The sequence below is a fragment of the Melittangium boletus DSM 14713 genome, from assembly GCF_002305855.1.
Lineage (GTDB): Bacteria > Myxococcota > Myxococcia > Myxococcales > Myxococcaceae > Cystobacter > Cystobacter boletus.
On sequence record NZ_CP022163.1, the window covers coordinates 5,607,694 to 5,631,935 of the forward strand.

Consider the following 24,242-nt stretch of genomic DNA (forward strand, 5'->3'; position numbering starts at 1 on the left):
GGTGAGGCTCAGGGCGTGAGCGCGATGTTGGCTGCGCCCAAGGAGGCGTTGAGCACCGTGTTGTTCTGGTGGACGACGTTGCCGGTGGAGGTTCCCGCCGAGCCGCTGAGCTGGATGCGGAAGCCGTAGCCGCTGGCGCGCACGTCGGCGGTGTTGCCACTGAAGAGGTTGTTGTTGCCCCAGCCCGCCACCGCGATGTGTGTCTGGAAGCCGTCGAGCAGGCTGTACGTGCCGCGGTTGTTGGTGATGCGGTAGTTGTTGCCCTTGGCGTCCACCCAGCTGTCCGCGGCGTTCTCTCCGCTCAAGCCCGTGCCATCGAAGGTGTTGCCGCTCACCTCGCCGCCCGTGGTGCCTTCCTTGATGTCCACGTGCTCGGCGCGCACGTTCGGGCCAATCTTGTTGTTGAGCACCCGGTTGTAGTCGCTCTTGTCCGGCTGACCCCCGCTGATGCTGCCCCAGTTGGAGTGGGCCGAGCCGATGTAGACGCCCTCGCCATAGCTGACATTGCTCACGCCGGTGTCGGTGATGGTGCTGTTCTGCACGGTGTTGTACGAGCTGAAGGCGCGGAAGTGGATGGCCTCCATCCCGATGTTCTTCACCGTCAGCCCCTCCAGCAGGTTGTGATTGGCGCCATCGAGCACGATGCCCTTCTGGGCCGTGGTGGCGGTGAAGCCACGCAGGACCCAGTAGTCCCCCAGCAGGTTGAGGTTGTAGCCACTGGCCACCCCGTTGCCCTTGAGGATGGCATTGGCGGAGCCCTCCAGGATGATGGGCTGGCTGGCGGTGCCGTTGTTCGAGGCCTTGAACACGCCCTGGTACGTGCCATCCGCCAGGACGATGCGATCACCCGGCTGGGCGTCCGCCAGCGCCGTGCGCAACTGGTTGGCGGTGCTCACCGACACGGTGCGGACCGCGGCCTTCACTTCACCGGTGTCCAGGGGCGTCAGCTCCTCGGCGGCTCCTCCACAGCCCATCAGCAGGCACAGCGAGGCGGTGATAAGCGGGGCGGAGTGTGTTCGGCGGGAACGCAGGACGTGCATGGGATTCCTCGATTGGGGAATTCCAGATAATACCCAGAATCCATGGAGGAAGCCGCATGACGTGGTGGACCTATGCCCTGCTCTCGGCCGGCTTCGCGGCGGCCACGGCCATCCTCGCCAAGGTGGGCGTGGAAGGCGTGCCCTCCACGCTCGCCACCGCCCTGCGCACGGTGGTGATTCTCGCCTTCGCCTGGGGCATCGCCTTCGTCCGGGGTGAGCACCACGTCCTGCCCTCGCTCAGCCGCAAGACGCTCCTCTTCCTCGCGCTCTCCGGCGTGGCCACCGGCCTGTCCTGGCTCGCCTACTTCCGGGCGCTCCAGCTCGGGCCCGCCTCCCGGGTGGCGCCCATCGACAAGCTCAGCCTCGCGCTGACCGTGCTCCTCGCCGTGCTCTTCCTCAAGGAGCCCTTGAGCTGGCGGCTCGGCCTCGGGGTGTCCCTCATGGTAGTGGGCTCCCTGCTGACCCTGAAGTGAGAGGCGGGCTCATGTTTCCGCGCGTGCGTGCCCTGGGACAATGGCTGGCCCTGGGCTCGGTGGTGGGCGTCGTGTGTGGGGGGGCCTCGGCCCTCTTCCTCTTCCTGTTGGACGAGGCGACGCACTGGCGCCTCCAGCACGAGTTCGTCGTGTACCTGCTGCCCGTGGCGGGCCTCGTCATCGGCGCCCTCTATGGGAAGTGGGGCGCGTCCATCCGGGCAGGCAACAACCTCGTCATCGACACCGTGCACGAGGGCGACGCGCGGCTGCCCCTGCGCATGGCGCCCATGGTGCTGGTGGGCACGGTGCTCACCCACCTGTTCGGCGGCAGCGCGGGGCGGGAGGGCACCGCCGTGCAGATGGGCGCGAGCCTCGCGGACGCCGTGGCCCACCGCTTCCGGGTCTCGCCCTCCACGCGCCGCGAGTTGCTCGCCGCGGGCATCGCCGGAGGCTTCGGCTCCGTGTTCGGCACGCCCATCGCGGGGACTGTCTTCGGGCTCGAGGTCATTTGCGTGGGCCGCATGAGCTACGAGGCGCTCGTACCGGCGCTGGTGGCCGCGGTGGTGGGGGACCTCGTCACGCGCGCGCTGGGCATCCACCACTCCGTGTACCCGGTGCCCGAGGCGCTCGCGCTGTCGCCCGGAGTCATTGGCAAGTGGCTCGTCTTCGGCGTGGCCATGGCGGTGGCGGCGGTGGTGTTCGTGGAGGGCGTGCACTTCATCAAGAAGCGGCTGGAGAAGGCCCTGCCCGCGTTGGCGCTGCGCATGGCGCTCGGGGGCGTGGGGGTGGTGGGGTTGTGGCAACTGGTGGGCACGAGCGACTACCTGGGCCTGGGGGTGCCCATGATCCAACGCGCCTTCGTGGACCCGGACCTGCCCCCCGAGGCCTTCGCGCTCAAGCTGCTCTTCACCGCCGTCACGCTCGGCGCGGGCTTCCTCGGGGGCGAGGTGACGCCGCTCTTCTTCGTGGGCGCGGCGCTCGGCAACGTGCTGGGACGGCTGCTGGGCCTGCCGTTGGAACTGGCCGCGGGCGTGGGGCTCGCCGCGCTCTTCGGAGCCGCCGCCAACACGCCCCTGGCCCTGTCCTTGATGGCCGTGGAGTTGCTGGGCGCGAATGTGTTGCCGCACGTCGTCATCGTCACCGTCACGGCCTACTTGCTCACCGGACAGCGAGGCATCTACCCGGCGCAGCGCATCGCCCGGCTCAAGCACGGTGGGCCGCTGTTGGAACGGCTGGTGCCCCTGCGTGACCTGGATGTGCCTCGGGCTCCAGCGGACAGGACGGAGGAACCCAAACCCTGAGCGGCCTCGATGCGGCATTCCCGGTCATGATAGGTTCTGATTATTCAGGGAATCCTTGGAGGTCCATATGTTCAGTGGTTTTCGAGTCTCGCCCTTGCGTCACCTGGCCGTGGCCGCCGCGATGCTGTCTGGCATGGGGTTCCTGTCGCCCGCGAGCGCGGCGACCGTGACGGCCAAGCGCGCCGTGGTCCTGGGTGACAGCCTGGCGGCGCAGATGTGCGGGGGAGATCAGCAAGCCATTCCCACCCGGACCGCGAAGTTGATCGACGTGGGCTGTTATGGGTGGCCCGGTGCCACGACGACGGAGCTACGGGCGTATGTGGACAACGCGAGCTACCGCAGCGCGTGGACGGGCATGGGCGCGCCGAACGCGCGCTTCAACCTCCGGCAGGCCATCGCGGCGGCGGACGTACTCATCCTCAGTCTGAGCACCAACGACGCCAAGCGGGACACCGTGCTCTATGACACGGGGCGCTGGCCCACGGGCGACGGCCCTTGGCCCTACAACCACGTACCGGTCGACAACGGTTGGTTCAATCAGCAGATCGACTGGTGGATGCAGCAGGCCCAGGGAAAGCCCGTGGTCTGGTTCGACATTGGTTGCCGCACCAATGACAGCCTCTTCCTGTACGCCGCGATGCACCGGGACGATGTCCTGCGCAATGCGATGAGCCGTTGGCCGAACCTGCGTGTCGTCTATTGGGGTGGGGAGATTTCCGCCCATCCGGAGTACCTCAAGGACGAGGTGCACATGACGCAGGCGGGGCTCGACGCCCGGTGGCGGCTCGCGGTCGAGTTCGCGAACAAGTGACGGGCTGAACGCGCACTCCAGGCCTTGTACGAACGGGAACTGGCCTGGATGAATCCCTGCACCTGGCGCGGTAGCCGCCCCCGGCCGAGGGAACCCCGGTCTTCTCGCGTTCTGGGAAATTGCCTCGTGTTGAACAGAGGCCATTTGGACCCAGGCTGGGTTCCTTCTGACTCTGTTTCCATGGGAGGGTGAGAGGGCAGTTCGGGATTCTTCGGGATTCAACTCGGGCGGGACTCACATGGGATCGCAAGACCAGGGGACCGCTCGGGTGGAGCGGGTGGAGGAGGTTCGGAGTCGGGTTCGCGAACTCAAGGACGAGCAGCGGCTGCTCTATGCGTCCGCGCTCGTGTGGTTGCTGTTCTGGGGGTTGGACGTGTTGTCGGAGCTCCAACCCTCCTGGGACACGCTCGCGCTGCGCGGCCTGTGGGCCGCATTGACGGTGTTTCTAGGGGTGAGCCTGGGTTTCGTTCGTTCCGTGTACCGCGAGCCCGTGCGGGTGATGGCGGGCGTGATCCTGCCCAACCTCTTCCTGCCCCTCATCGTCTTGCGGCTGGGGGGCTCGAGCAGCCACCTGTTCAGTTGGCTCAGCGTGATGCCCGCGGTGGCCCTGCTGGTGGGCGGCGGGGTGAGGCATGGCCTGGCGAGCATGTTCCTGTCGCTGCTGTCGGCGGGCGTGCTCCTGCTGAAGGAAGGGGCTCCCGGCTCGCGGATGGCGGCGAACCTGATGATGCTGGCCATCCAGTCGGTGGGCGTGCAATTCATCTTCTTCTACCAGCGGCTGTTGCTGGAGCGGGTGAAGAGCGAGGCCGAGCAGCGGCTGGCGCGGCAGTCCCTGCGGGAGTCGAATGAGCGGGCGTTGCGCGCGGAGCGGCTCGCGCAGGTGGGGCGGTTGGCGGCCGGAGTGGCGCACGAGGTGCGCAATCCCCTGGCCTATGTCCAGGCCAACCTGCGCTTCCTCCACGAGGAGTGGGCGCTGGCCTCGGCCAACGGAGGGAACACCGATGTGACCGAGGCGCTCGAGGAGTCGATGCAGGGCGTGGAGCGCATCCATCAGATCGTGAAGGATCTCACGGCGCTCTCTCGCGCCGAGGATCTCCAGGCTCCGGCGGGGCGGTGTGACTTGGGGCCGGTCATCGACACGAGCGTGCGGCTGGCGTCGGTGCGGCTCAAGTCGCTGGTGACGCTGGCGGTGGAGGTGCCGGGCACGCCCGTGGCGCGCGCCGAGCCCCGCCGTCTGGGTCAGGTGCTGCTCAACCTGCTGCTCAACGCGGCGGACGCCATCGAGGACGCGAAGGTGCGCGATGGGCGGGTGGCGCTGCGGGTACAGATGGAAGCGGAGCGGGTGCGTCTCCTGGTGGAGGACAACGGGCCCGGCATCCGGGCCGAGCACCTGTCCAAACTGTTCACCACGTTCTTCACCACGAAGGCGCCGGAGAAGGGCACGGGGCTGGGACTGGCCTTGTCCCGGCAGTACGTGGAGTCCTTCGGCGGCACGCTGCGCGCGGAGAATCGGGAGGAGGGCGGCGCGCGCTTCATCGTGGAGCTGCCCGCGGTGTGAGACCTCGGAAGTCGCCCCACCCCGAGAGGTCTCCGTTGCGCTCAGGGCGTGAAGGTGCCCGTGAACGTCGACGCCATGTGGCTGATGGATGAGTCGCGGAAGGGGTTGTTCGGGTTTCCGTTGGGCTCGTAGTAGGCCGCCACCTGGAGGAAGTAGCGCTCTCCCGGGATCAGGAGTCCGGGCGGCAGGCGCAGCTGGGTCAGCGGGGTGTACAGGGACGCGACGTACTGGCGCAGCACGGTGTTTCCCGACAGGTAGAGGCGGTAGAGGCGCAGGTTGTAGTGGCTCGGGGTGCCGAGGGTGTGCGGCGTCCAGCTCACCAGGGGCAGCAAGCCCACGTTCGTGCGGTTCTCCGTGGCGCTCAGGCCGTTGAGGGACAAGCCCTGGGGCGGTCCGATGCGCGGGACGACGGTGACCGGCTCCGTGCCGGACAGGGGCTCACGGGCGATGAGGCTCGCGGAGATCCAATGGGTCGAGGTTCCGCCGTCCGGTCGCGCGAGCGTGTAGGGCACCCGGGCGCCCACCAGGACGTAGGAGAAGGAGTTCCACTCGCCCGGGTAGGGATTGCCGTACTGGAAGCTGGCGGTGAAGTCGCCCACTTCCGACTCAATCGAGGCCGTGGCGAGGTCCGGCCAGCCGTTGTTGACGGTGCCGAACTGGGAGTAGCCCACCTGGGTGCCGAGGCTGGCGAAGTTGCCCGACAGGACGGCATTGGGGTGGGCGGCGCGTGCCAGGGACTCGAAGGCGGAGGCCTGGACCGTCATCTGCCGGGACGTGAGGGGCAGCGTCGTCAGGGAGCCCTGCACCCGGAGCGAGCCCGAGGGGGTGCGCTCGGGACCCGAGGTCGTCAGGACACGGCGCGCTTCCTGGTAGTAGATGTCCGTGACGGGGTCGGTGCGTCCCGCGAGCTGGGTGACGTACAGGCTGTCCCGGGCCGGGTCGAAACGGGCCGTGGGGTTGCCGCACGCGCCCAGGAACGAGCCGTAGTCGGCGATGCCCGAGAAGGTGGTGGCGCCGTCGGCCGGGAAGCCGAACCCATCGAACGAGCAGCCTTGGAGGGCCACGAAGCCCAGGCCCGCGGTGGGCGAGTGCCATTGCAGGTCGTCCAGCATGCTCCAGGGGGACAGGCCGCTGAGCTGCAACTCGAGCGGAATCGGCTCGGGCTCGAGTTCCACGTCCGGCCGGCCCAGGATGTTCCGGCTGAGGTCGAGCCCACGCTGGCTGGTCCAGAGGTACTCATTGCCGAGGCGCAGCAGGTAGGAGGTGCCGGTGACGTCCGGGATGGAGAAGGTTCCGTTGGACAGGCCCCGTCCCGTGCTCCAGGTGTAGCCCGTGCCGTCGGAAGTCGGCAGCCAGGCCCCGAGGGTCTGGGTGGAGAGATCCTCGGGGACGGGGGTGGCGGAGCCATTCTCGTGGACATGGAGGCGGTCGCGCTTGCCCGTCACCAGGGCGCTCACGTGCAGGAGCAGGGTGCCCGCGTGCCGTCCGCCCCGCCCATCCTGGACGGACAGATGGAGGGCGCAGCGGCCTCCGACGGGCGCGGTGCCCAGGAAGAAGGTGGGGCTGGCCGCGGTGGCATCGTCGAAGCTGCCCTCGCAGTTGGAGCTCCACTGGTAGGAGGGCGCATCCCCATCCGCGTCCGTGACGGTGGCGGACAGCCGCGTGAGGCTGCCCGGCGTCAGGAGCGAGGGGGTGCCATTCATGGCGCGGATGGACGGCCAGGAGTTGAAGCCGGTGGACACCGTGGCACCGCCGCCAGCGCCAGGCCGCACCACGCTCACGTCGAGGCTCAGCGCGGCGCTGGCCCCCTTGGAGTCCGTCACCACGAGCTTGAGCTGTTGCGTGCCCTCGGTGGAGGGGGCCGTCCAGGTGGAGACCGGGGAGGTGGGCGCGCTGAAGGCGCCGGCGCTCGCCGTCCAGGCATAGCTCAGCGTGTCACCGGCGTTGGCGTCGGTGGCGTAGGCCGTCACCGTCACCGAGCCTCCCGGCGCCACGGGGTTGGAGGAGAGCACCACGGAGCCGATTTGAGGCGCCTCGTTCTCGAAAGGCGTTTCCGGGGAGGCCTGCTGCAGCAGGATGGCCACATTCACGGTCTGTCCCTGCTCGATGGTGAGCGGCCCCGCCTCGCCCGTGTAGAGCAGCGTCGAGGCCGCGTCATACGCGCTGGCCCGGAAGAGCCGCCCCTGTCCGGCGGGGATGGACGACAGGCTGCCCTGCCAGGCGTTTCCGCTCTGGGCGAGTTCGGTGGCGATGTTGGGCGAGATACCGGGGCCGGAGACCTCGACCCGCACGCGGGCCACTCCGGCGCCGGAGAGCTCCTGGGACAGCAGGACCCGCAGCTCGGCGCTCGCGCTCCGGGTGTCTTCAGCGCCCGAACAGCCCGCGAGAAGACCCACGGCCAGCAGGAGCGCCATGGCGATGGCGGGTCTGCTTCCATTGAATGGACACATGTGGTGATTCCCCCTGATTAAGGCGTTCGTCCTACGCCGCCGTGACGCCGCTTCGCAAGAGGCGCTGGGTATGAGGCGCGAGCGTGGCCGTGCGTCCCGTCAGGCCAAGCCTCGCTCGAACAGCCGCTCGATGCTCCGGGAGTGGGCGCGCGCGAGGAACGCCAGGGCGACCATGGCGCCCCACAGGCACATGAACATGTCCCACTGGGCGTCCCAGATATCACCCTGGGTGCCGAGGAACGCATCCCCCCCGGCGGGATCCAGCAGCAGCGCCGCCCACCACTCCAGCAACTCGTAGCAGGCGCTGATGGCCAGACACACCGAGCCCGTCAGGAAGTTCAACCATCCGCCCGGGCGCAACGGCGTGCGGCGCAGCAGCACCTCGCGGACGACGAAGGCGGGGAAGAAGCCCTGTGCGAAGTGCCCCAGCCGATCATAGGGATTGCGCGACAGGTGGAAGGTGTCGCGCGCCCAGTTGCCCAGCGGCGTGAGGGCATAGGTGTAGTAGGCGCCGTAGGTGAGCACCAGCACGTGCAGGAAGACGCAGACGTAGACCCAGCGGGACATGGGGAAGCGGCGGAAGGTGGCCGCCAGCACCGCCATGCCGATGAGCCCCGGGCCCGTCTCCAGCAGCCAGTTGCCGCGGCCCGCGGGCGTGAAGAGCAACGTCGCGAGCAGCACGGGCACCAGGACCGCCAGGAGCATCAATGGCGTGCGTGCCTCGTGCGGAGTCCCCTGCACCAGGGGCAGGGCGGGGCTCGGGGATTCAATGACTCTCAAGACGCTCGTCCTCGCGCTGGCGGCTACAGGTTGAAGCCCACGTTGCCGATGGAGATGCTGGGCCCGAAGATGAAGGACCAGTTGCTCGCGGGCACCCTCAAGTCGGTGGTCGCCGGATCCTCGCCCGCCCTCAGCTCCCGGGTGATGTCGGCGCGGAACTCGCGGGCGATCCACGCCTGCACGCCGATGGCCGCTCCCGTGCCCACCGGGATGCGCAGGCCCAGCCCTCCCACGAGCGCCAGCGTGGGCGGGAAGCGGATGGTGTTCGTCTGGGGGATGAGCCCCATGCCCATGAGCCCCACCTCGATTCCCACCAGCCGCTCCTGTCCCTCGTTGTTGAGCAGCACCAGGCGCGAGAGCACGCCGAAGTTGAGCGTGAGCTGGCCGCTCGGGTTCGTGGCCCGGTAGAGGCCCGCGGGAACGGCGCCTGTCGCGTACAGCCGCAGGAGGCCCCCCTCGACGATGGCCGTCCACTGCGCCGAGGGCAGTCCCGCCCGGTCCGTCATGCTCAGCGCATAGCGGGACTCGTCCGCGACGTGCGACACCTGCACCAGGATGCGGTCGAACTGCGCGAGGTTGCCGGGGATGGGCAGCACGCGCTCCTCGCCACCGGAGCGCAGCAGCATGCGCTGCTCCAACTGGCTCTCTCCCCGGGTGGTCCCATCCGGCCGGGTGACGGTGACGCGCAGGACGATCTCCTGGACGCCCTCCTCGGGACTCAACCGCTCGCGGTGGATGATGACCCGGCAGGTGTTGCGGCTGACGTAGGGGATGCGGAAGGGGCGGCTCGGCTCGATGGAGGTGTCCACGCCGTCCTTGTCCGCGCACAGGAACTCGATCAGATGGGCGACGTTGGTGGGGACACTGGCCTCGCGCACCGCGCGCTGCACCCGCTCCTCCACGACCGCCAGGTCCGTGGAGGCCAGCTCTCCGGGAAGCGAGGGCACCCGGTAGCCGAAGCGCAGCGCCACGAAGCCTCCCGCGGTCGTGTCTCCGAGCACCCGGGGAATGTTGTCCTGGACGCTGACGCGGTAGGCGCCTTCCAGGGGACGGACCACGAAGCGGCCCAGCTCTCCGCCGCCCGCGACCTGGATCAGGGCGGGGCGGTTGGTGGGGATGAAGTCGATGGGGCCGTGCTGGGGCAGCTCGAGGTTGGCGCGCGGGTAGGGCAGGGGCAGGGTCCTCGCCGTCGTCGAGGCGACCACCGTGCGGCCCACGGGCGCGTTCGTCGCGGTGACGGTGACCTGCTGATCGGACAGGCCCTGGGTGTGCAACAACACGTAGACGCCGGCGGTGACCTTCACCACCTGCCCCACCTCGACGCGCTCGCCATTGACCCGCCACAGCAGGGCCTGGGGCTCGTAGCTGCAGGAGGGATCCATGCGCACCACCAGGGATGATTCCTCCGCCTCGCGCAGCGCCGTGCCCTCCACGACGGACAGGGGACAGGAGAGGATGGGCAGCGCCACCGAGACCGTGGTGTCCAGGGCCTCTCCCCGGGAGAACACCACGCGGGGCGCCAGGCGCAGGCGCAGGTTGACCTGGGCCTCCAGCCCCGTGACGTCGCGGATGGCGATGCCTTCGTCGGTCGTCTCGCATCGGGCGGGCGCGCAATCGGCGGAGGCGATGGCCTCGGGGTGGGTGACGGCGACCTGGCCCGGGCCCTTCGCCAGGTCCACGCCGTTGGATTTCACGAGCGGCCGCGTCAGCACGACCCGGCCCGGGCGGATCTGGAAGGACTCGGGCTCCACCAGGGTGCCGTTGGCGTCATAGGTCGTCACGTCGGGGCCGCGCCTGCCGTGCGCGGGCACCCAGAAGAGCGCCGCGTCCGAGGGGAGCCCGGAATGCAGGGGCACGACGCACTCGGACAGGCGGCCCGCGGTCGTCGGATTGAGGCAGACATCCTGTCCCACGAGCGGACCCTCCTGGGGGCCCCGGGGGGAGGACCAGACCACGGCGACGTCCTGGAGCCGCTGCCCCTTGAGCTCCAGGCGGCCCTCGTCCGGAAAGAAGGTCGTCGCCGCGGCGTCGATGCTCGGAAAGGCCCTGGTGGCGATGACCGTGACGGTGTCCTGGCTCGTCGCGCAATGCGCGGCGTCCTCGGCGACCTTGACGTCCAGCGTGCGCGCCAGGCCCTCGGCGTCCGCGGCGGGGGGCTTCAGGGCGCGTCCATCGGCGGACAGGATCCAGCCGCCGCTCACCGGACCGCACACGATGCCACGCTGCACCACGGGGATGGCCCGCCCGCCTTCGGGTACCTGTTTGACGGGAGCCGCGGCCGCCGAGGCGCCGACGAACAGGGTCACGAGGAGGCTGTGCGCGAGGCCACGGGCCAGGCGACTCGGAAGGGTCGATCCAGCGGGAACCATGGCCTCCACATCTACCCCGGAGCGGCCGCGCGCTCGAACGAATCCGACGCATGGCGGCGAAGGGCCTGGCCGCCTCCTCCCCGGTCTTTCATTAGTGCACCTTCCCGGGCCCCGAGGTCCCTCCTGTATCCTTCCCACCATGAAGGATACTTCCCGACTTACCGATGAAGCCTCCCGCCTCTCGCCCTCGCAGCGGCGGTTGTGGTTGCTCACCGAGTTCGAACCCGCGCATCCCGGTCATCAGGTCGCGGTGGCCTGGCGCCTGAGTGGTGCGCTCGACGCGGTGACGTTGGAGAAGTCCTTTCAGGAGATCACCCGGCGGCAGGAGATGACGCGGACATGTCTTGGCGAGGATGACGGCGAGCCCCTGCCGCGGGTGCTGGCCGAGAACGCCGTCCGCCTGGTGTACGAGGATCTGCGCGGCGTGCCCGCGTCCGAGCGCGAGGCGCGGCTGGGCGCGAGGCTGCGCGAGGAGGGCCGGCGTGCGTTCAATCTCTTCGAGGGGCCGTTGCTGCGCGCCACCTTGTTTCAACTGGACACGCGGGAGTACGCGCTGCTGTTCGTCGCGCACCGGCTCATCGCCGACGCCACGTCGTTGACGGTGCTGGCGCGCGAGCTGTCCATCCTGCAGACCCAGGCGGTCGCGCCCTCGGAGCGCGTGTCGATGGGGGATGCGTTCCTGGCGGGTCGTCTGTCGTATGGAGATCTGCTCGCGCAACAGCGGGGATTGCCCGCGCCGCCGCTGACGCACGCCCGTCACGTCGACGAGCGGCTTCAATGGCTGGAGGGAAGCGAGGCGGCGGAGCAGGTGGGCTATTGGAAGACGCGGCTCGCGGGGGTGACGCCCCTGGAGTTGCCCTTGGATCGGCCGCGCCCGCCCGTGCGGTCCCTGACCGGCGGCCGGTACGACTTCGAGCTGTCCGCGCCACTCGCCGAGCGCATCCGGGCGTTCGCCCGCCAGGAGAAGACGGAGGTGGAGGGCGTCCTCCTGGCCGCCTTCGCGGCGGTGCTGCACCGGGGGTCGGGTCAGGAGGACATCACCGTGGGGGTGCGGCGGGATGGGCGGAGGCGGCCGGAGCTCAAGGGGCTCGTCGCCCCGCTCGCGGACGAGCTGCCCTTGCGCGTCACCACGACGGGCCAGGAGGGGTTCCGGCCGTGGGTCCGGCACGTGTCCGAGGCGCTGCGGGCCCTCCAGGCCCATGAGGACGTGCCCTTCGGCGTGGTGCTGGATGCGCTGCGGCCCCCGCCGGACTTGAGCCGCACGCCCGTGTTCCAGGTGCTGTTCTCCCTGGAGGAGCCACCCACGGGCCTGGAGCTGCCCGGGATGAGGTCCTGGCCGCTCGACGTGGACCTGGGGGCCGCGCCGTTCGACCTGAGCCTGCGCGTGGTGGGGGGCGGTGGCGCGCTGCGTGCCTTCCTGGAGTACGACACCGCGCTGCTCGACCCGGCGACCCTGGAGCGCATGGCCACGCACCTGCGCACGCTGCTGGAGGCGGCGCTGGAGGAGCCGGAGCGGCCGCTGTCCGCCCTGCCGCTGATGGCGGAGGGAGCGCGGCGGCGGATGCTCGAGTCCTGGAACGACACGCGCGCGGACTACCCCCGCGATGCCACCGTCGCCTCGCTGATCGAGGCCCAGGTGGCACACACGCCCGACGCGGTGGCCCTGGTGTACGAGGGCCATTCGCTCACGTACCGGGAGTTGAACGAGCGGGCCAACCGGCTCGCGTGGCACCTGCGGGGGCTCGGTGTGGGCCCCGAGGTGCTCGTGGGCGTGGCGCTCGAGCGCTCCGTGGAGATGGTGATCGCGCCGCTCGCGGTGCTCAAGGCGGGTGGTGCCTACGTCCCGTTGGATCCCGCCTATCCGCGCGAGCGGCTGACGCACATGCTGCGCGTCGCCTGTCCCCCGGTGTTGATCACCACGCGCGCCTCCCAGGCGGCGCTGCCCGAAACGGAGGCCCGGGTCGTCACGCTCGACACCCTGGCGCTGGCCTCGGGAGGGGAGGACACGAACCCGCCCGCCACGGCGGGTGCCCGGAACCTCGCCTACCTGCTCTTCACGTCGGGCTCCACGGGTCAGCCCGCCGGGGTGCAGGTGGAGCACGGAGCGCTGGTGAACCTCCTGTACTCGGTGCGCCGCGAGCCGGGCCTGCGCGAGGGGGACTCGCTGCTGGCCGTCACCACCCTGTCGTTCGACATCGCCGGGGTGGAGCTCTACCTGCCCCTGTTGGTGGGCGCGCGCGTCGTGCTCGCGCCGCGCGAGGTGACCGTGGACGGTGCCCGGCTCCGGGCGCTGCTGGAGGCCTCGGCGCCCACGGTGCTCCAGGCCACGCCCGCGACGTGGCGGATGCTGTTGGAGGCGGGGTGGACGGGCGGCGGCGGACCGCGCGCCATTTCCACGGGAGAGGCGCTGCCGGTGGAGCTCTCCCGGCGTCTGCTCGCCACGGGCGTCGAGCTGTGGAACATGTACGGCCCCACCGAGACGACGGTCTTCTCCAGCGGAGGCAGGATCGACGGCCAGGGACCCATCTCCATCGGCCGCCCCATCGCCAACACCACCCTCCACCTGTTGGACGCGAGCCTTCGGCCCGTCCCGGTGGGCTCGCGCGGCATGCTCTACATCGGCGGAGAGGGCCTGGCGCGTGGCTACCGGGGCCGGCCCGACACGACGGCCGAGCGCTTCATTCCAGATCCCTTCTCCTCGGAGCCGGGCGCGCGCATGTACCGCACGGGCGACGAGGCGCGCTTCCTGCCGGGCGGGACGATCGAATACCTGGGCCGGGGTGACTTCCAGGTGAAGGTGCGCGGCTTCCGCATCGAGCTGGGCGATGTGGAGGCGGCGCTGGCCCGCCACCCCCAGGTGCGGCAGGCGGTGGTGGTGGCGCGCGAGGACACGCCGGGGACCCGGCGGCTCGTGGCCTACGTGGTGCCCACGCCGTCGGGCGCGCCCTCGTGGTCGGAGCTGCGCGGCTTCCTGCTCGACATCCTCCCCGAGTACATGGTGCCGTCGGCCTGCGTGGTGCTCGACGCGATGCCGCTCACGCCCGTGGGGAAGGTGGATCGCCGGGGCCTGCCCTCGCCCGAGCGCGCGCGGCCCTCGCTCGACGGGGCCCGAGTCTCGCCGCGCACTCCCGAGGAGCACACCCTGGCGCGGGTGTGGAGCGAGGTGCTGGGGCTGAACCCGGTGGGCATCCAGGACAGCTTCTTCGACCTGGGCGGTGACTCGCTCCTGGCCACGCGCGTGGTGGCTCGCGCGGCCCGGGCCGGACTGCGCATCACCGCGCGGCAGCTCGCCCAGCAGCAGACGATCGAACGGCTCGCGGCGGTGGCCACCCCCGTGCAGGAGCCGTCCCGGGGCGAGTCCTCGTCGGTGGAGGGCGAGGTGGTGCCGTTGCCCATCCTCCAGTGGTGGCTGGAGGGCAACCCGGGCTACCTGGACCACGACAACTGCGCGCTCATGCTCGAGGCCCCCGCGGACGTGGACGCCGCGCTGCTCGAGCAGGCCTGCCGGGCGCTCATCGCCCACCACGACAGCTTGCGGCTGCGCCTGCATCGCCGCCCGGAGGGGGGATGGCGGCTGGCGTATGGCCCCGCGCTCGAGGACCCCTTCTGGTCCGTCATCGATCTGTCGGCCGTGTCCGCGGAGGAACTGCCCGGGGTCATGCTCAACGAGGCCAACCGGCTCAACATGGGCCTGGACCTGGCCCGGGGGCCGTTGATGCGCGTGACGCTCTTCCGCCTGCCCGGGCCGTCCTGCCGTCTGCACCTCGTGTTCCACCACCTCCTGGTGGATGAGATCTCCATCCGGTTGTTCGTGGATGATCTGCAACTGGCCTACGAGCAGCTCCAGCGGGGCGAGCCGGTGCGGCTGCCGCCCCTGGCGACGACGATCCAGCGCTGGGGCGAGAGCCTGCGCGAGTACGCGCGCTCGCCGGAGATCCTCAAGGATCTGCCCTACTGGCGGCAGCGGGTCCAGGCGCCCTTCCAGCCGCTGCCCGTGGACTTCCCCTCGGGCACGTCGCTCAACTCCGCGGCGCGCTTCACGCCGCTGATGCTGCCGGCCGAGGAGACGCGCGCGCTGCTGGAGGAACTGCCCCGGAGGCTCGGCACCACGCCGGATGACGTGATGCTCACCGCGGCGCTCCTGGCGCTGGAGGGGCTGACCCACCAGCGCTCCCAGCACCTCCACGTGGCCTGGCACGGACGGGACCTGGAGGTGCCGGGGGTGGACGTGTCGCGCACGGTGGGGTGGTTCGGGTCGATCACGCCCGTGTTCCTCGATGCGAGCGGCACCGCGGACACCCTGGGGGCCCTGCGTGCCATCCAGGCACAACTTCGCGCCGTGCCGTCCAAGGGCCTGTCCTGGTCCCTGCTGCGCTACCTGAGCGAGGACGAGTCCCTGCGCCGGGAGCTGGCCGCCGCGCCCCGGCCGGAGGTCGTCTACAGCTACGTCGGCGCGGTGGACCCGAAGCTGGACCCCACGGCGATGTTCCGCCCGGCGCGGGAATTCCCGGGCATGGAGCACGCGCCCAACGCCACGCGCACCGACCGCATCGCCCTCATTGGCATGACGATGGGTGGACAGTTGCAGTTGATGGTCCTCACCTGCGAGACGCTCTTCCGCCGGGAGACCATCGAGGGGTTCGTGGACCGGATGCGCTCCCACCTGCTCGAGATGGCCGCCCTGGCCACCTCCGGGTAGCGAGCGGGATTTCCCGGAGGGGGGTGGCAACTTCCGGGGGGCTTCCGCGATAATCGCGGATATGAGGATTCAAAGCCCTGGTACGCCCGCCCCCCGGATCCCCACCGCGCGGACGGAGTCTCCCTCCGTCGCCGCGAGGAACACGGTCCGCTCCCCGGCCACGGGGGCGCCCACGCGCTCCCAGGACGTCTTCGAGCCCGCCAGGGCCCAGGCCCCCGCGGCGGCGGCGAAGGGCCACGCGGCGCGCAACCTGCCCGCGGAAATCCCCACCGGGACGCCGGACTACTACCGCCAGCGCGCCGAGGACTTCCGGCGCCGCAACCCGGGCATGGAGCCGCCGGCCTACTACATGGAGTACGGGCAGAAGTACTGCGACCGCTTCTCCAGCCTGGGGCCCAAGGATTTGACGCCCGAGGGGCTCCAGTGGCGTGACCGCACGCTCAATGCCCTGCAGGAGGCCATCGAGACCAAGCGCATGGAGGATCCGGTGGGCTTCGCCCAGCTCGAGCGCGACCCCGAGGCCTTCAAGAAGTTCGCCTACGACTCGCACCCGGATGCCTATGTGGACTCGGGCCTCTACAATCTGCCGGTGCAGGATCTGATGAAGATTGGCACCACGCCGGACATCAAGGATCTGCTGACCCAGGACGGCGTGCGCCAGGTCATCGACGCGCTGGGCAAGATGTCGCCCGGGGACGTGGTGAACGTGGCCAGGGAGTCGGTCGAGGAGCTCGTCAACGACGTCAAGAGCATCTTCCCCTCGGGCATCAAGTTGCCGGAGATCAAGCTGCCGCACCTGTCTCTTCCCTGGTAGCGGGCGGGCTGGCATCTTCTCGCCCCGCATTCTTCGCGAACCCGAGGTTGACGCGTGCCGGAGAGAGACTGGGAGAGGCTGGGAGAGCTGGCGGAGGGCGGAAAGGTCGGAGCGGTGGTCGCGAGCCAGGATGGCTTCGGGCTCATCGGGGCCGTGACCGAGCCGTCCACGGGCAGTCTCCTGGAGCGGATGAAGAGCCGCCGCGCGCGGCTGCTGCGGGTCGCCGAGGGCGCCGTGCTCCAGACCTGGGAGGGTCCGGGCTGGATTCAGGCCCTGGACAGCCAGGGGCCGCTGGCGGCGGCCATCGTGGCCACGCTCAAGCCCTCGGGTTCGGGCTCGGACTACCACCTGCTGCTGTCCACGGATGGGGGCCGCGAGTGGAGCACGCGGGGCCTGGTGAGCGCGCCGAGCCTCGCCCAGGTGCGGATCGTCAGCGAGCAGGAAGTCTGGGTCCTGGGCGCCTGGTACCTGGGCTTCTCCACGAATGGCGGCGCCACGTGGGCGGAGGTGGAACTGGAAGGCGAGCGCAATCCCCACACCGAGCGGTTGCGCCGGGTGGACGGAGGCATGGCGCTGCTGGGCAAGGGCCTGACGGTGGAGCCCCGGGGCAGCCCCCAGGTGCGTCTGCTGGAGACGGGGGCCTCGCGGCTGGTGGACGTGGACGGGGCCTTCGTCGCGGCCCTCGTGGACGGGCAGGCCCGCGTGGGCGAGCGCCAGGAGGCCGGGGTGCGCTGGTTGGAGCCGTTGCCTCCGGGCCGCGAGCCGCTGCGCCTGGCGGCCAGTGAGGGCGTGTTGCGCCTGCTCACCCGGGGCGCGGATCCTTCCAAGGGCGCGGACCCCGTGCTGCACGTGAGCGAGGATGGAGGGACGACGTGGTCCCACCTGTCCCTGCCGCTCGGGCCTCATGTGGACATCGCCGGCCGGGAGTGGGGCCTGGGCGTGCACGTGAACGGCACCGTCTACGGCCGCGTGGCCTGAGGGGGGTCTCCGGGCCCTGGGTTCACTCCAGGGCCAGGAGCCTGCGCCGGATGTCGGGGCGCGGAACCGGGCAGGCGTCGTACTTGCCATAGACGTCATACCGGGAGCGCGCCCGCCGCTCGTAGTACGTGTCTCCGAGGGACGTGGGAATCCAAGCGAGCAGGCGACCCACCCATCCCTGGATGCCTGGCATGTGCGACATCACGAAAGTCAAAGCGGTGTATTTCCAGACAATTCGTTCCTGGGGCGAGCCGTAGTCGATGACGATGTACATGGAGTCCATGTCGTCGGCGTTGTGCCCGTGGCGGGCGAGCACCCTCCGGGCGAACTGGCTCTGCAGGGGGGCGAAGCGGAAGACATCTCCCGTGTCGTCCTCGGTGATGGAACGGATGAAGTCGTTACACATCACACAAACGCCATCATAGAACAGGATGTACTTCCCTCCGTTCAGTGAGATGTCATCGGTGGACTCGGGGGATGACAAGGGCGCGGCTGCTCGCATGGCGTGTCCTCCGGAACAGGACTTCGGACGCGGCGGAGTCTATCAGCTCTGTTCCGGTGTGAACGCAACGTCCGAAGTCGGGCACCCGTGAATTTCTTCCCATTGTGGGTGTGATAGGCATTGTGCGCGGCGTCTCCATCTACCCGCCGGTCAGGGATCGGCTGGGTGTGATGGGTGAGGGGGGAGCACGAGCGTGAGCTATCTGAATTGTCCTCGGATTCACTTCGCGGGTTTGTTCTTCACCAACCCGGCCAGCCTCAACGGCCTGCTGATCAATTATGATCTGAACACGCCGTTGGATTACGACACGGGCAGGTACATGTACCCGCAGGGGGTGGCTCAGTTCTGGCTGCAGAACTGCGTGGTCACCAGCGTGGCGGGTCCGACTGGATCCTTTTGTTCGACATCGACGGAGGACGCGCTCGTGGGAGCGAAGGTGCAGTCCGTCAGTCCGACCACGCCCAAGGCCAATGGACGGGGTGGCAACTACGTCATCGCGAAGATCTCCGATCTGGATCCGAACATGCAGTTCCGTTCGGAACTCTACGGCATTCGCATCTATGTCGACATTCCTGGTGGGGGAGGCTTCTCCGGACGATGGGAGGTGCCCCAACTGCGCGATTTGTACCTCTTCCGTGGCGACGCGGGCATCACGGGCTTGCAGTCGGTGGTGGGGGTCTGGCACCAGCGGTTGGTGGACCTGTCCTGGACGGACCCCACGTCTCGCTCGCCAGTCTATGACGCGTTGAAGAAGCAGGCGACGGCCGGGTTGGACATGAAGATCGCGGTGGACATGTATCAGTCGCTGCCCGCGAATGAATTCACCCAGGGAGACATCTTCGGTTATGGCCGGGTGGTGGCGGCCATCGGGCCCGCGACCGCGGAGGAGCCGCACCAGCTCGTCCCTGGCCGCCGTCTCTACAGCGCCCTGGCCTTCACGGAGGGCGCGCTCGAGGGTGTGGGCGGCTCGACCTCCTTCACCCGGTACGCGGCGGAAGCGATCTCGAACTCCGAGGACGAGGACGAGGAGGTTCCCCTCAATCCGACCGACTTCCTCATCCAGGAACTGCCCGACGGAAAGGCGCTGCTGAACGTCGATCTCTCGGGAACGCTGCCACTGCGGGAGCGAGGTGAGGGCAGGTTCGAGACCGAGGGCTCCTTGACCTTCGGTTTGCTCACCAGCTCCGGATTCAAGCCGCTGCGCAATGGCAAGGTCTCGTTGGACCATTATGTCTCCCTGAACGCCGCCACGCGGAAACTGAAGAAGTGTGTCTGGCCCCAGCACAGCGCCATCGTGCAGATCGCGCTCGACGCGAGCGAGAAGGAGCTCATCTCCCGGACACCGGTCGTCGTGCGGATGGATGGAGAGGCGGTGCTGCAGGAGAACTCCGATGGCCTGTATCTGAACATCGACCAGGCCAGCACTCGCATGGAGCCGAAGTCCCAGAAACAATTCGATGTCTATGTCTACCGGTTCGGCAAGCCCCAGACCGCGTTGCCCGCGGGTCTCACCTTGCAAACCCTCGTGTCGGTCGACGCGCCCGACCCCTTTGACAACAGCACCTTGCCCACCCAGGACGTCTCCGTCGAGTTGAATCCGGTGGGCAGCGCCGCCGGGCGCTTCGTCCTGACCTTGAAGACCGGTCCGGCCATTCCCCTCCAGCAGATCCGCGTGCCCTTGGACAGCCATCTGTACTTCGTCGTGGCCTCGTTGCCTGGGCACATGGTGGGAGAAGACAACTACCAGTCCCCGGATCTTCCTCCCAATCCCCCGCTGATCGCGCTGCTGTTCTGGCAGAACCACCTCGTGGTTCAATCGCCGAACAAGCCAACCTGGGCGGATCACATCGGGCCCATCCTGCGGCGGTACGCACGCCTCTATCCGGGCATGAAGGGGCGTCTGGACATCTCGGACCTGGCCACGGTGAAGGGGTTCGCTCGCGGCATGGAGGTGCATTTCAGCCTGGATTTCAACGACCCGGGTTACATGCCCGTCACGCGTGACATGTCTCCTTCCCTCGTCCAGATGATGCTGACGTGGTTGAAAAACCCGAACTAGGAGCCTGTCCAATGAAATCCCTTGCTCCAGGTCATTTCCGGCTGCCCTTGTTCCTGTTGGCCACGCTCTGTCTCGCGGGGTGCCCTTGGCCGTGGTGGAAAAGCCCCCCGAGCCCCAAGCCCTCTCCCGAGGAGCCGGTACGCGCCGATATCCCCTATCAGCTCAAACTGGAGGCCTTCAGCGTGAAGGGGTTTCCGGGCCTGCACTCGGCGGTGCGCGTCGTCCACGACGGCAAGCTCATCCTGATGGCGGGCCGCCGCGATGGAATGCACGCCTCCCCTCTGCCGCAGCCCCAGCCCCAGGCCCCGCCGAACATTTCCGCGTTCCCCGTGGAGGAGGCCAATGACACCATCTATGTGATTGATCTCGCCCGGGGCATCCTGGAGGGCCAGGCGTCCGTCAATGCGCTGCCTCCCGCCGTCGCCCGTCAGCTCCGCACGACCAACCCCCAATTCTTCAGCAAGGGCGGGTGGCTCTACATCGTCGGGGGCTATGGCTCCACCCTCGACGGCCAGAGCATGGAGACGTTGGATCAGGTGATCGCCATCGAGCTGGATGAGCTGGTGAGCGCGGTGCGGAAGAAGAAGCCCTTGGATCAGGACTTCGCCGAGGACTCCATCTACCTGGGAGACCATCCGGCCTTGCAGGTCGCCGGAGGCGGCATGGAGATGCTGGACTCCGATTTCCTGCTGATCTTCGGACACACGTACAACGGGCGCTACACCACGGACAGCGCGCTGGCCCAGCAGACCTACAGCGAGAGCGTGCGCGTCTTCCATTTCTCCTTCTCCCATGAGCGCGGAGAGAGCGGTCTCAAGACGCTGGAGGTCAAGTTCAAGGGCAAGAACCCGCCTTCCACTCCCAACTCGGCGGGACAGGATCCGGATGGCCCCTACCACCGCCGGGATCTCAACATCCTCCAGGTCCTCAGCCCGACGGGGGCCCTGCGCGTCGCGGCGCTCGGGGGGGTGTTCAAGGGCGGCAGGATGGAGGGCTACCTCCATCCCGTCTACCTCACCCCGTCCTCGTCCGCGCCGTTGGGCTTCACCCTGGCCGAGGATCCCCACACGCGTCAGTGGATGAGTCAGTACGAGGTGGCCACCGTGCCCGTCTATTCCGAGCGGGACAAGGCCATGTTCACCACGTCCTTCGGGGGCATCAGCCAGTACTACTGGGACGCGGGCACGAAGACCTTGAAGTCCGACACGTTGGACCTCAACAAGGAGTTTCCGGTCAATGGTCTGCCCTTCATCAACACGATCGCCACCTTGAAGGTCGGTACCCAGGGCGGCACCCAGCTCCTGCACGAGGGGGAGCGCTTTCCACCCGTGGGCGCGGAGCCCGTCTGTGGCTCGGTGAAGACCCAATACCTGGGCACGAACGGCTTCTTCATCGCCGCCGCTGACATCCCCCATCGCCATGGGATCATCCTGCTCGATGAACTCCGCAAACCCCAGCTCGTGGGCTACCTGGTGGGGGGCATCGCGACGACCGGGCCCTATTCCCCTCGATCGGCTTCCTCTCCCTCCGCGTTCTCCTGCACCTCGTCCCTGCTCTACCGCGTCATCCTGGACCCACGGACCGCGACCAAGAGCCTCCTGCTCCGGCAACCCTGAGGGACGGGCCGACGACCGGAGTGCATGGCGAAGGCGGGGGGCCGCGGTTTAAGTTGGCGCCTCCGTGGCCGAGACTCCTCCCGAGACCGAAGTCGTTCCCGATCCCGATGAACCCACGGTCATCCGCCGCATCGCCCCGCTGGCCGACGCGGTGACCCCGGCCTCTTCGCTGTTCGCCGGACGGTATGCCCTGGTGCGGCTGCTCGGCCGGGGGGGCATGGGCTCGGTGTACGAGGCCCAGGACACGCTCGTGGGTGACGTGGTGGCGCTCAAGAGGTTGGAGCTGGGCCGGGACGCGAGCCCGGAGGCCCTGGAGCGGTTCAGCCGCGAGGTGAGGCTGGCCCGCCGCATCTCCCACCCGCACGTGGCGCGCACGCACGATCTGGGGACCCACGAGGGGCAGAGCTTCCTCACCATGGAGTACGTGAAGGGGGAGGACCTGTGGGTGCTGCTCTCGCGCGAGCGGGCCTTGGCGCCCGTCCGGGCGGCGCGCATCGCCCTGGCCATCGCCGAGGGGCTGGCCGCGGCCCATGCCGCCGGCGTGGTGCACCGGGACCTCAAGCCGGCCAACATCCTCATCGAGTCCGGAGGGCGCGTCGTCCTCACGGACTTCGGCATCGCCCGGGCGGTGGCGGGAGAGGCGGCCGGGCGCACGGGGGGCGCGGTGGGTACGCTACGAAGGGCCGCTGGCGTTGCTCGGCGCGTGTTTGCGAGGCGCCCCGGACTTCGTTCCCGCCGTGGCGCTGTATGCCATCGCCACCCAGCGGGCGTGGTTCATCGGGGCCTCGGACGGGGGCGAGGATCTGGCCACGCTGGCGCACGACAGCGCCGAGCGGGCGTTGCGCGTGGCGCCGGAGCTGGTCGAGTCACACCTGGCGCGGGCGATGCTCTCGGCCCAGGAGAATGACTGGCACTCGGCGTTGGTGGCCGTGCGCACGGCGCTGGACATCGCGCCCTATCACCCGCCGGCGATGCTGTTCCTGGGCAATCTCCAGTGCGAGGCGGGGCGCGCGGACGAAGGACTCGTGCGTCTGCGCCAGTGTTACGAGCTGATGCCCACCTTGTTGGTGGCGCTCTACGAGTTCGCCCGGTGTTGTGCCCTCCGGGGCCGCATGGAGGAGCACCGCTGGGCGATGGAGCGGCTGTCCGCGTCTCCCCTGCATCGCACGGCGACGGAGACGCTTCGGGTGCGGGTCGCGGGATGGATGGGGAACCAGGAGGTGCTGCGCGGCTACATGACGGAGTCCCCGGGGCCCACGCACGCCATCTCCCAGCTGATCTTCGTCTATGCCTCCGCGCTCCTCGGGGAGACGCGGGGCGACGAATTGCTCGGCCGGTTCGACGCGGTGATCGCCCGGACGAACAGCCCCCGGATGACGTCCATGCTGTGTCAGCTCACGACCGAGGTCTTGTGCCTGTTGGGCCGGGCGGAGCAGGCGCTCGGCTACTTCCAACGGGCCGCGGACACGGTGCTCATCGACTTGGAGTGGATTCTGCATTGTCCGGCGCTCGAGCCGCTTCGTGCCCTGCCGGGCTTCGCGGCCGGCCGGCGAAAGGTGCAGACCCGGTGCGAGGCCATCTGGAACGGGTGACCCTGGCCAGGGGCGTCGCGAGGCTTGATAGGCTCGCGGGACAGATGCCTCGTTTCCTCGCTCCCTCCCAGGCCTGGCTCTTCGGCCGTGGCGTGGATCTCTCCGTCTTCGCGGGCAGCGCGCTCGTGTCGGTGGCGCTCGTGCTCGCCGCGCCCTGGCTCGGGGCCGTGGGGGATACGCCTCCGTGGGCCTGGGTGCTGCTCGTCGTCGGCGTGGATGTCGCCCACGTCTGGTCCACCCTCTTCCGCACCTACCTGGATGGCGAGGAGCTGCGCAAACGGCCCGGCCTCTACACCGCCGCCCCCCTCGCCGCGTACCTGCTGGGCGTGCTCGCCTTCCTCGTCTCGCCAGCCGCCTTCTGGCGCCTCTTCGCGTACACCGCGCTCTTCCACTTCATCCGCCAGCAGTACGGCTGGGTGTCCCTCTATGGCCGCAAGGCCCGCGCCTCCTCCACCGAGCGCGCCCTCGACGCCGCCGCCATCTACGCGGCCACTCTCGGCCCCGTGGTGTGGTGGCACGCCCACCTGCCGCGCGCCTTCTGGTGGTTCGTGGAGGACGACTTCCTCTCCGGTCTTCCCGCTTGGGTGGGTACCGGGGCGCTCGTCGTCCAGGGGCTCGTGCTCGCCGCGTGGGCGGGCTTCCAGGGCGCGCGCGTGTTGCGCGGCGAGGGACTTCAAGGCGGCAAGGTGTTGCTCGTGCTCGCCACCGGGGTGACGTGGTTCGGCGGCATCGTGCTCGCCCAGGACGACTTCACCTTCACGGTGATGAACATCGTGCTGCATGGCGTTCCCTACTTCGCGCTCCTCCTGCGCTATGCCCGGGGGCGGCTCGCGGAAGGGGGCTATGGGGCGCTCGCGCCTGTGGTGCGCGCGGGCCTGCCCGGCTTCCTCGCAGTGCTGCTCGTGCTCGCGCTCGGCGAGGAACTGCTCTGGGACAAGCTCGTGTGGCACGAGCGGCCCCGGCTCTTCGGCGAGGACGGCCTCTGGTTGTCCGCCGAGGTGATGGCGCTGGTGGTGCCGCTGCTCGCGCTGCCGCAGGCCACGCACTACCTCCTGGACGCCTTCATCTGGAAGCCCGGCCGCGAGCCCGCGCTCCTGTCCCGGTTGGGGTGGGCGCGGGGCCCGGGAGATGGTTCTCCAGCGAGCACCCCCGGAGAATCGCGGGTGACCCATCCGGGGGCCGCCAGCTAGAGACGGGGGC

General features: G+C 69.2%; 16 protein-coding genes. 11 read left to right on the forward strand and 5 right to left on the reverse strand.

Annotated features, from left to right (window positions below; genetic code table 11):
• Positions 1–8 precede the first annotated feature (8 nt).
• Positions 9–1,040 (reverse strand): chondroitinase-B domain-containing protein, encoded by a 1,032-nt coding sequence (locus tag MEBOL_RS23575; protein WP_218920812.1) that lies wholly within the window; start codon positions 1,038–1,040, stop codon positions 9–11.
• 56 nt (positions 1,041–1,096) lie between these two features.
• Here MEBOL_RS23575 and MEBOL_RS23580 point away from each other — a divergent pair, with 56 nt between their 5' ends.
• The 4 genes from MEBOL_RS23580 to MEBOL_RS23595 all read left to right on the forward strand — a co-directional run bounded on the left by MEBOL_RS23580 (position 1,097) and on the right by MEBOL_RS23595 (position 5,183).
• A complete protein-coding gene (locus tag MEBOL_RS23580; RefSeq protein WP_095979560.1) occupies positions 1,097–1,513 on the forward strand; it encodes an EamA family transporter in 417 nt (138 codons plus the stop codon).
• Positions 1,514–1,524: 11 nt separating this feature from the next.
• Positions 1,525–2,814, forward strand: coding sequence for a chloride channel protein (locus MEBOL_RS23585; RefSeq protein WP_095979561.1), 1,290 nt, complete (start codon positions 1,525–1,527; stop codon positions 2,812–2,814).
• A 67-nt stretch (positions 2,815–2,881) separates the two neighbouring features.
• Entirely contained in the window at positions 2,882–3,625 is a 744-nt protein-coding gene (locus tag MEBOL_RS23590; protein WP_095979562.1) for an SGNH/GDSL hydrolase family protein, read from the forward strand.
• A gap of 238 nt (positions 3,626–3,863) precedes the next feature.
• Positions 3,864–5,183 carry a sensor histidine kinase gene (locus MEBOL_RS23595; RefSeq protein WP_157775399.1) on the forward strand — a complete coding sequence of 440 codons (1,320 nt, stop codon included), beginning with the start codon at positions 3,864–3,866 and terminating at the stop codon, positions 5,181–5,183.
• 41 nt (positions 5,184–5,224) lie between these two features.
• Here MEBOL_RS23595 and MEBOL_RS23600 read toward each other — a convergent pair whose 3' ends face one another.
• The 3 genes from MEBOL_RS23600 to MEBOL_RS23610 form a co-directional block, all read right to left on the reverse strand.
• Positions 5,225–7,633: a PKD domain-containing protein gene (locus MEBOL_RS23600; protein ID WP_157775401.1), complete on the reverse strand. Its 2,409-nt coding sequence runs from the start codon at positions 7,631–7,633 to the stop codon at positions 5,225–5,227.
• A gap of 99 nt (positions 7,634–7,732) precedes the next feature.
• Entirely contained in the window at positions 7,733–8,413 is a 681-nt protein-coding gene (locus MEBOL_RS23605; protein WP_245918775.1) for a DUF2238 domain-containing protein, read from the reverse strand.
• Positions 8,414–8,436: 23 nt separating this feature from the next.
• Positions 8,437–10,782: a hypothetical protein gene (locus tag MEBOL_RS23610; RefSeq protein ID WP_245918776.1), complete on the reverse strand. Its 2,346-nt coding sequence runs from the start codon at positions 10,780–10,782 to the stop codon at positions 8,437–8,439.
• Between the two features lie 139 nt (positions 10,783–10,921).
• Here MEBOL_RS23610 and MEBOL_RS23615 point away from each other — a divergent pair, with 139 nt between their 5' ends.
• The 3 genes from MEBOL_RS23615 to MEBOL_RS23625 all read left to right on the forward strand — a co-directional run bounded on the left by MEBOL_RS23615 (position 10,922) and on the right by MEBOL_RS23625 (position 17,273).
• Positions 10,922–15,481 carry a non-ribosomal peptide synthetase gene (locus MEBOL_RS23615; protein WP_170115577.1) on the forward strand — a complete coding sequence of 1,520 codons (4,560 nt, stop codon included), beginning with the start codon at positions 10,922–10,924 and terminating at the stop codon, positions 15,479–15,481.
• Between the two features lie 61 nt (positions 15,482–15,542).
• The gene (locus MEBOL_RS23620) at positions 15,543–16,295 is read left to right on the forward strand and encodes a hypothetical protein (RefSeq protein WP_095979567.1); all 753 of its coding nucleotides are present in this window, start codon (positions 15,543–15,545) and stop codon (positions 16,293–16,295) included.
• 54 nt (positions 16,296–16,349) lie between these two features.
• A complete protein-coding gene (locus MEBOL_RS23625) occupies positions 16,350–17,273 on the forward strand; it encodes a beta propeller repeat protein (RefSeq protein ID WP_095979568.1) in 924 nt (307 codons plus the stop codon).
• A gap of 22 nt (positions 17,274–17,295) precedes the next feature.
• On the opposite strand, the gene MEBOL_RS23630 is transcribed toward MEBOL_RS23625, so the two are convergent.
• The gene (locus MEBOL_RS23630) at positions 17,296–17,775 is read right to left on the reverse strand and encodes a thiol-disulfide oxidoreductase DCC family protein (protein ID WP_095979569.1); all 480 of its coding nucleotides are present in this window, start codon (positions 17,773–17,775) and stop codon (positions 17,296–17,298) included.
• Between the two features lie 193 nt (positions 17,776–17,968).
• Here MEBOL_RS23630 and MEBOL_RS23635 point away from each other — a divergent pair, with 193 nt between their 5' ends.
• From MEBOL_RS23635 to MEBOL_RS23655, 4 genes are all read left to right on the forward strand, one after another.
• The gene (locus MEBOL_RS23635; RefSeq protein WP_157775403.1) at positions 17,969–19,834 is read left to right on the forward strand and encodes a hypothetical protein; all 1,866 of its coding nucleotides are present in this window, start codon (positions 17,969–17,971) and stop codon (positions 19,832–19,834) included.
• An 11-nt stretch (positions 19,835–19,845) separates the two neighbouring features.
• Positions 19,846–21,450 carry a hypothetical protein gene (locus MEBOL_RS23640; RefSeq protein WP_157775405.1) on the forward strand — a complete coding sequence of 535 codons (1,605 nt, stop codon included), beginning with the start codon at positions 19,846–19,848 and terminating at the stop codon, positions 21,448–21,450.
• 64 nt (positions 21,451–21,514) lie between these two features.
• On the forward strand, positions 21,515–22,357 hold the full coding sequence (locus MEBOL_RS23645) for a serine/threonine-protein kinase (RefSeq protein WP_245918778.1): 843 nt from the start codon (positions 21,515–21,517) through the stop codon (positions 22,355–22,357).
• 729 nt (positions 22,358–23,086) lie between these two features.
• A complete protein-coding gene (locus MEBOL_RS23655) occupies positions 23,087–24,232 on the forward strand; it encodes a hypothetical protein (RefSeq protein ID WP_095979573.1) in 1,146 nt (381 codons plus the stop codon).
• The last annotated feature ends 10 nt before the right edge of the window (positions 24,233–24,242 follow it).

What these genes read in the sequence shown, in the direction of transcription:
- MEBOL_RS23575 (WP_218920812.1), bottom strand. Translation starts at nt 1,040, where the DNA reads ATGCACGTCCTGCGTTCCCGCCGAACACACTCCGCCCCGCTTATCACC.
- MEBOL_RS23580 (WP_095979560.1), top strand. Translation starts at nt 1,097, where the DNA reads ATGACGTGGTGGACCTATGCCCTGCTCTCGGCCGGCTTCGCGGCGGCC.
- MEBOL_RS23585 (WP_095979561.1), top strand. Translation starts at nt 1,525, where the DNA reads ATGTTTCCGCGCGTGCGTGCCCTGGGACAATGGCTGGCCCTGGGCTCG.
- MEBOL_RS23590 (WP_095979562.1), top strand. Translation starts at nt 2,882, where the DNA reads ATGTTCAGTGGTTTTCGAGTCTCGCCCTTGCGTCACCTGGCCGTGGCC.
- MEBOL_RS23595 (WP_157775399.1), top strand. Translation starts at nt 3,864, where the DNA reads ATGGGATCGCAAGACCAGGGGACCGCTCGGGTGGAGCGGGTGGAGGAG.
- MEBOL_RS23600 (WP_157775401.1), bottom strand. Translation starts at nt 7,633, where the DNA reads ATGTGTCCATTCAATGGAAGCAGACCCGCCATCGCCATGGCGCTCCTG.
- MEBOL_RS23610 (WP_245918776.1), bottom strand. Translation starts at nt 10,782, where the DNA reads ATGGTTCCCGCTGGATCGACCCTTCCGAGTCGCCTGGCCCGTGGCCTC.
- MEBOL_RS23615 (WP_170115577.1), top strand. Translation starts at nt 10,922, where the DNA reads ATGAAGGATACTTCCCGACTTACCGATGAAGCCTCCCGCCTCTCGCCC.
- MEBOL_RS23620 (WP_095979567.1), top strand. Translation starts at nt 15,543, where the DNA reads ATGAGGATTCAAAGCCCTGGTACGCCCGCCCCCCGGATCCCCACCGCG.
- MEBOL_RS23630 (WP_095979569.1), bottom strand. Translation starts at nt 17,775, where the DNA reads ATGCGAGCAGCCGCGCCCTTGTCATCCCCCGAGTCCACCGATGACATC.
- MEBOL_RS23640 (WP_157775405.1), top strand. Translation starts at nt 19,846, where the DNA reads ATGAAATCCCTTGCTCCAGGTCATTTCCGGCTGCCCTTGTTCCTGTTG.
- MEBOL_RS23655 (WP_095979573.1), top strand. Translation starts at nt 23,087, where the DNA reads ATGCCTCGTTTCCTCGCTCCCTCCCAGGCCTGGCTCTTCGGCCGTGGC.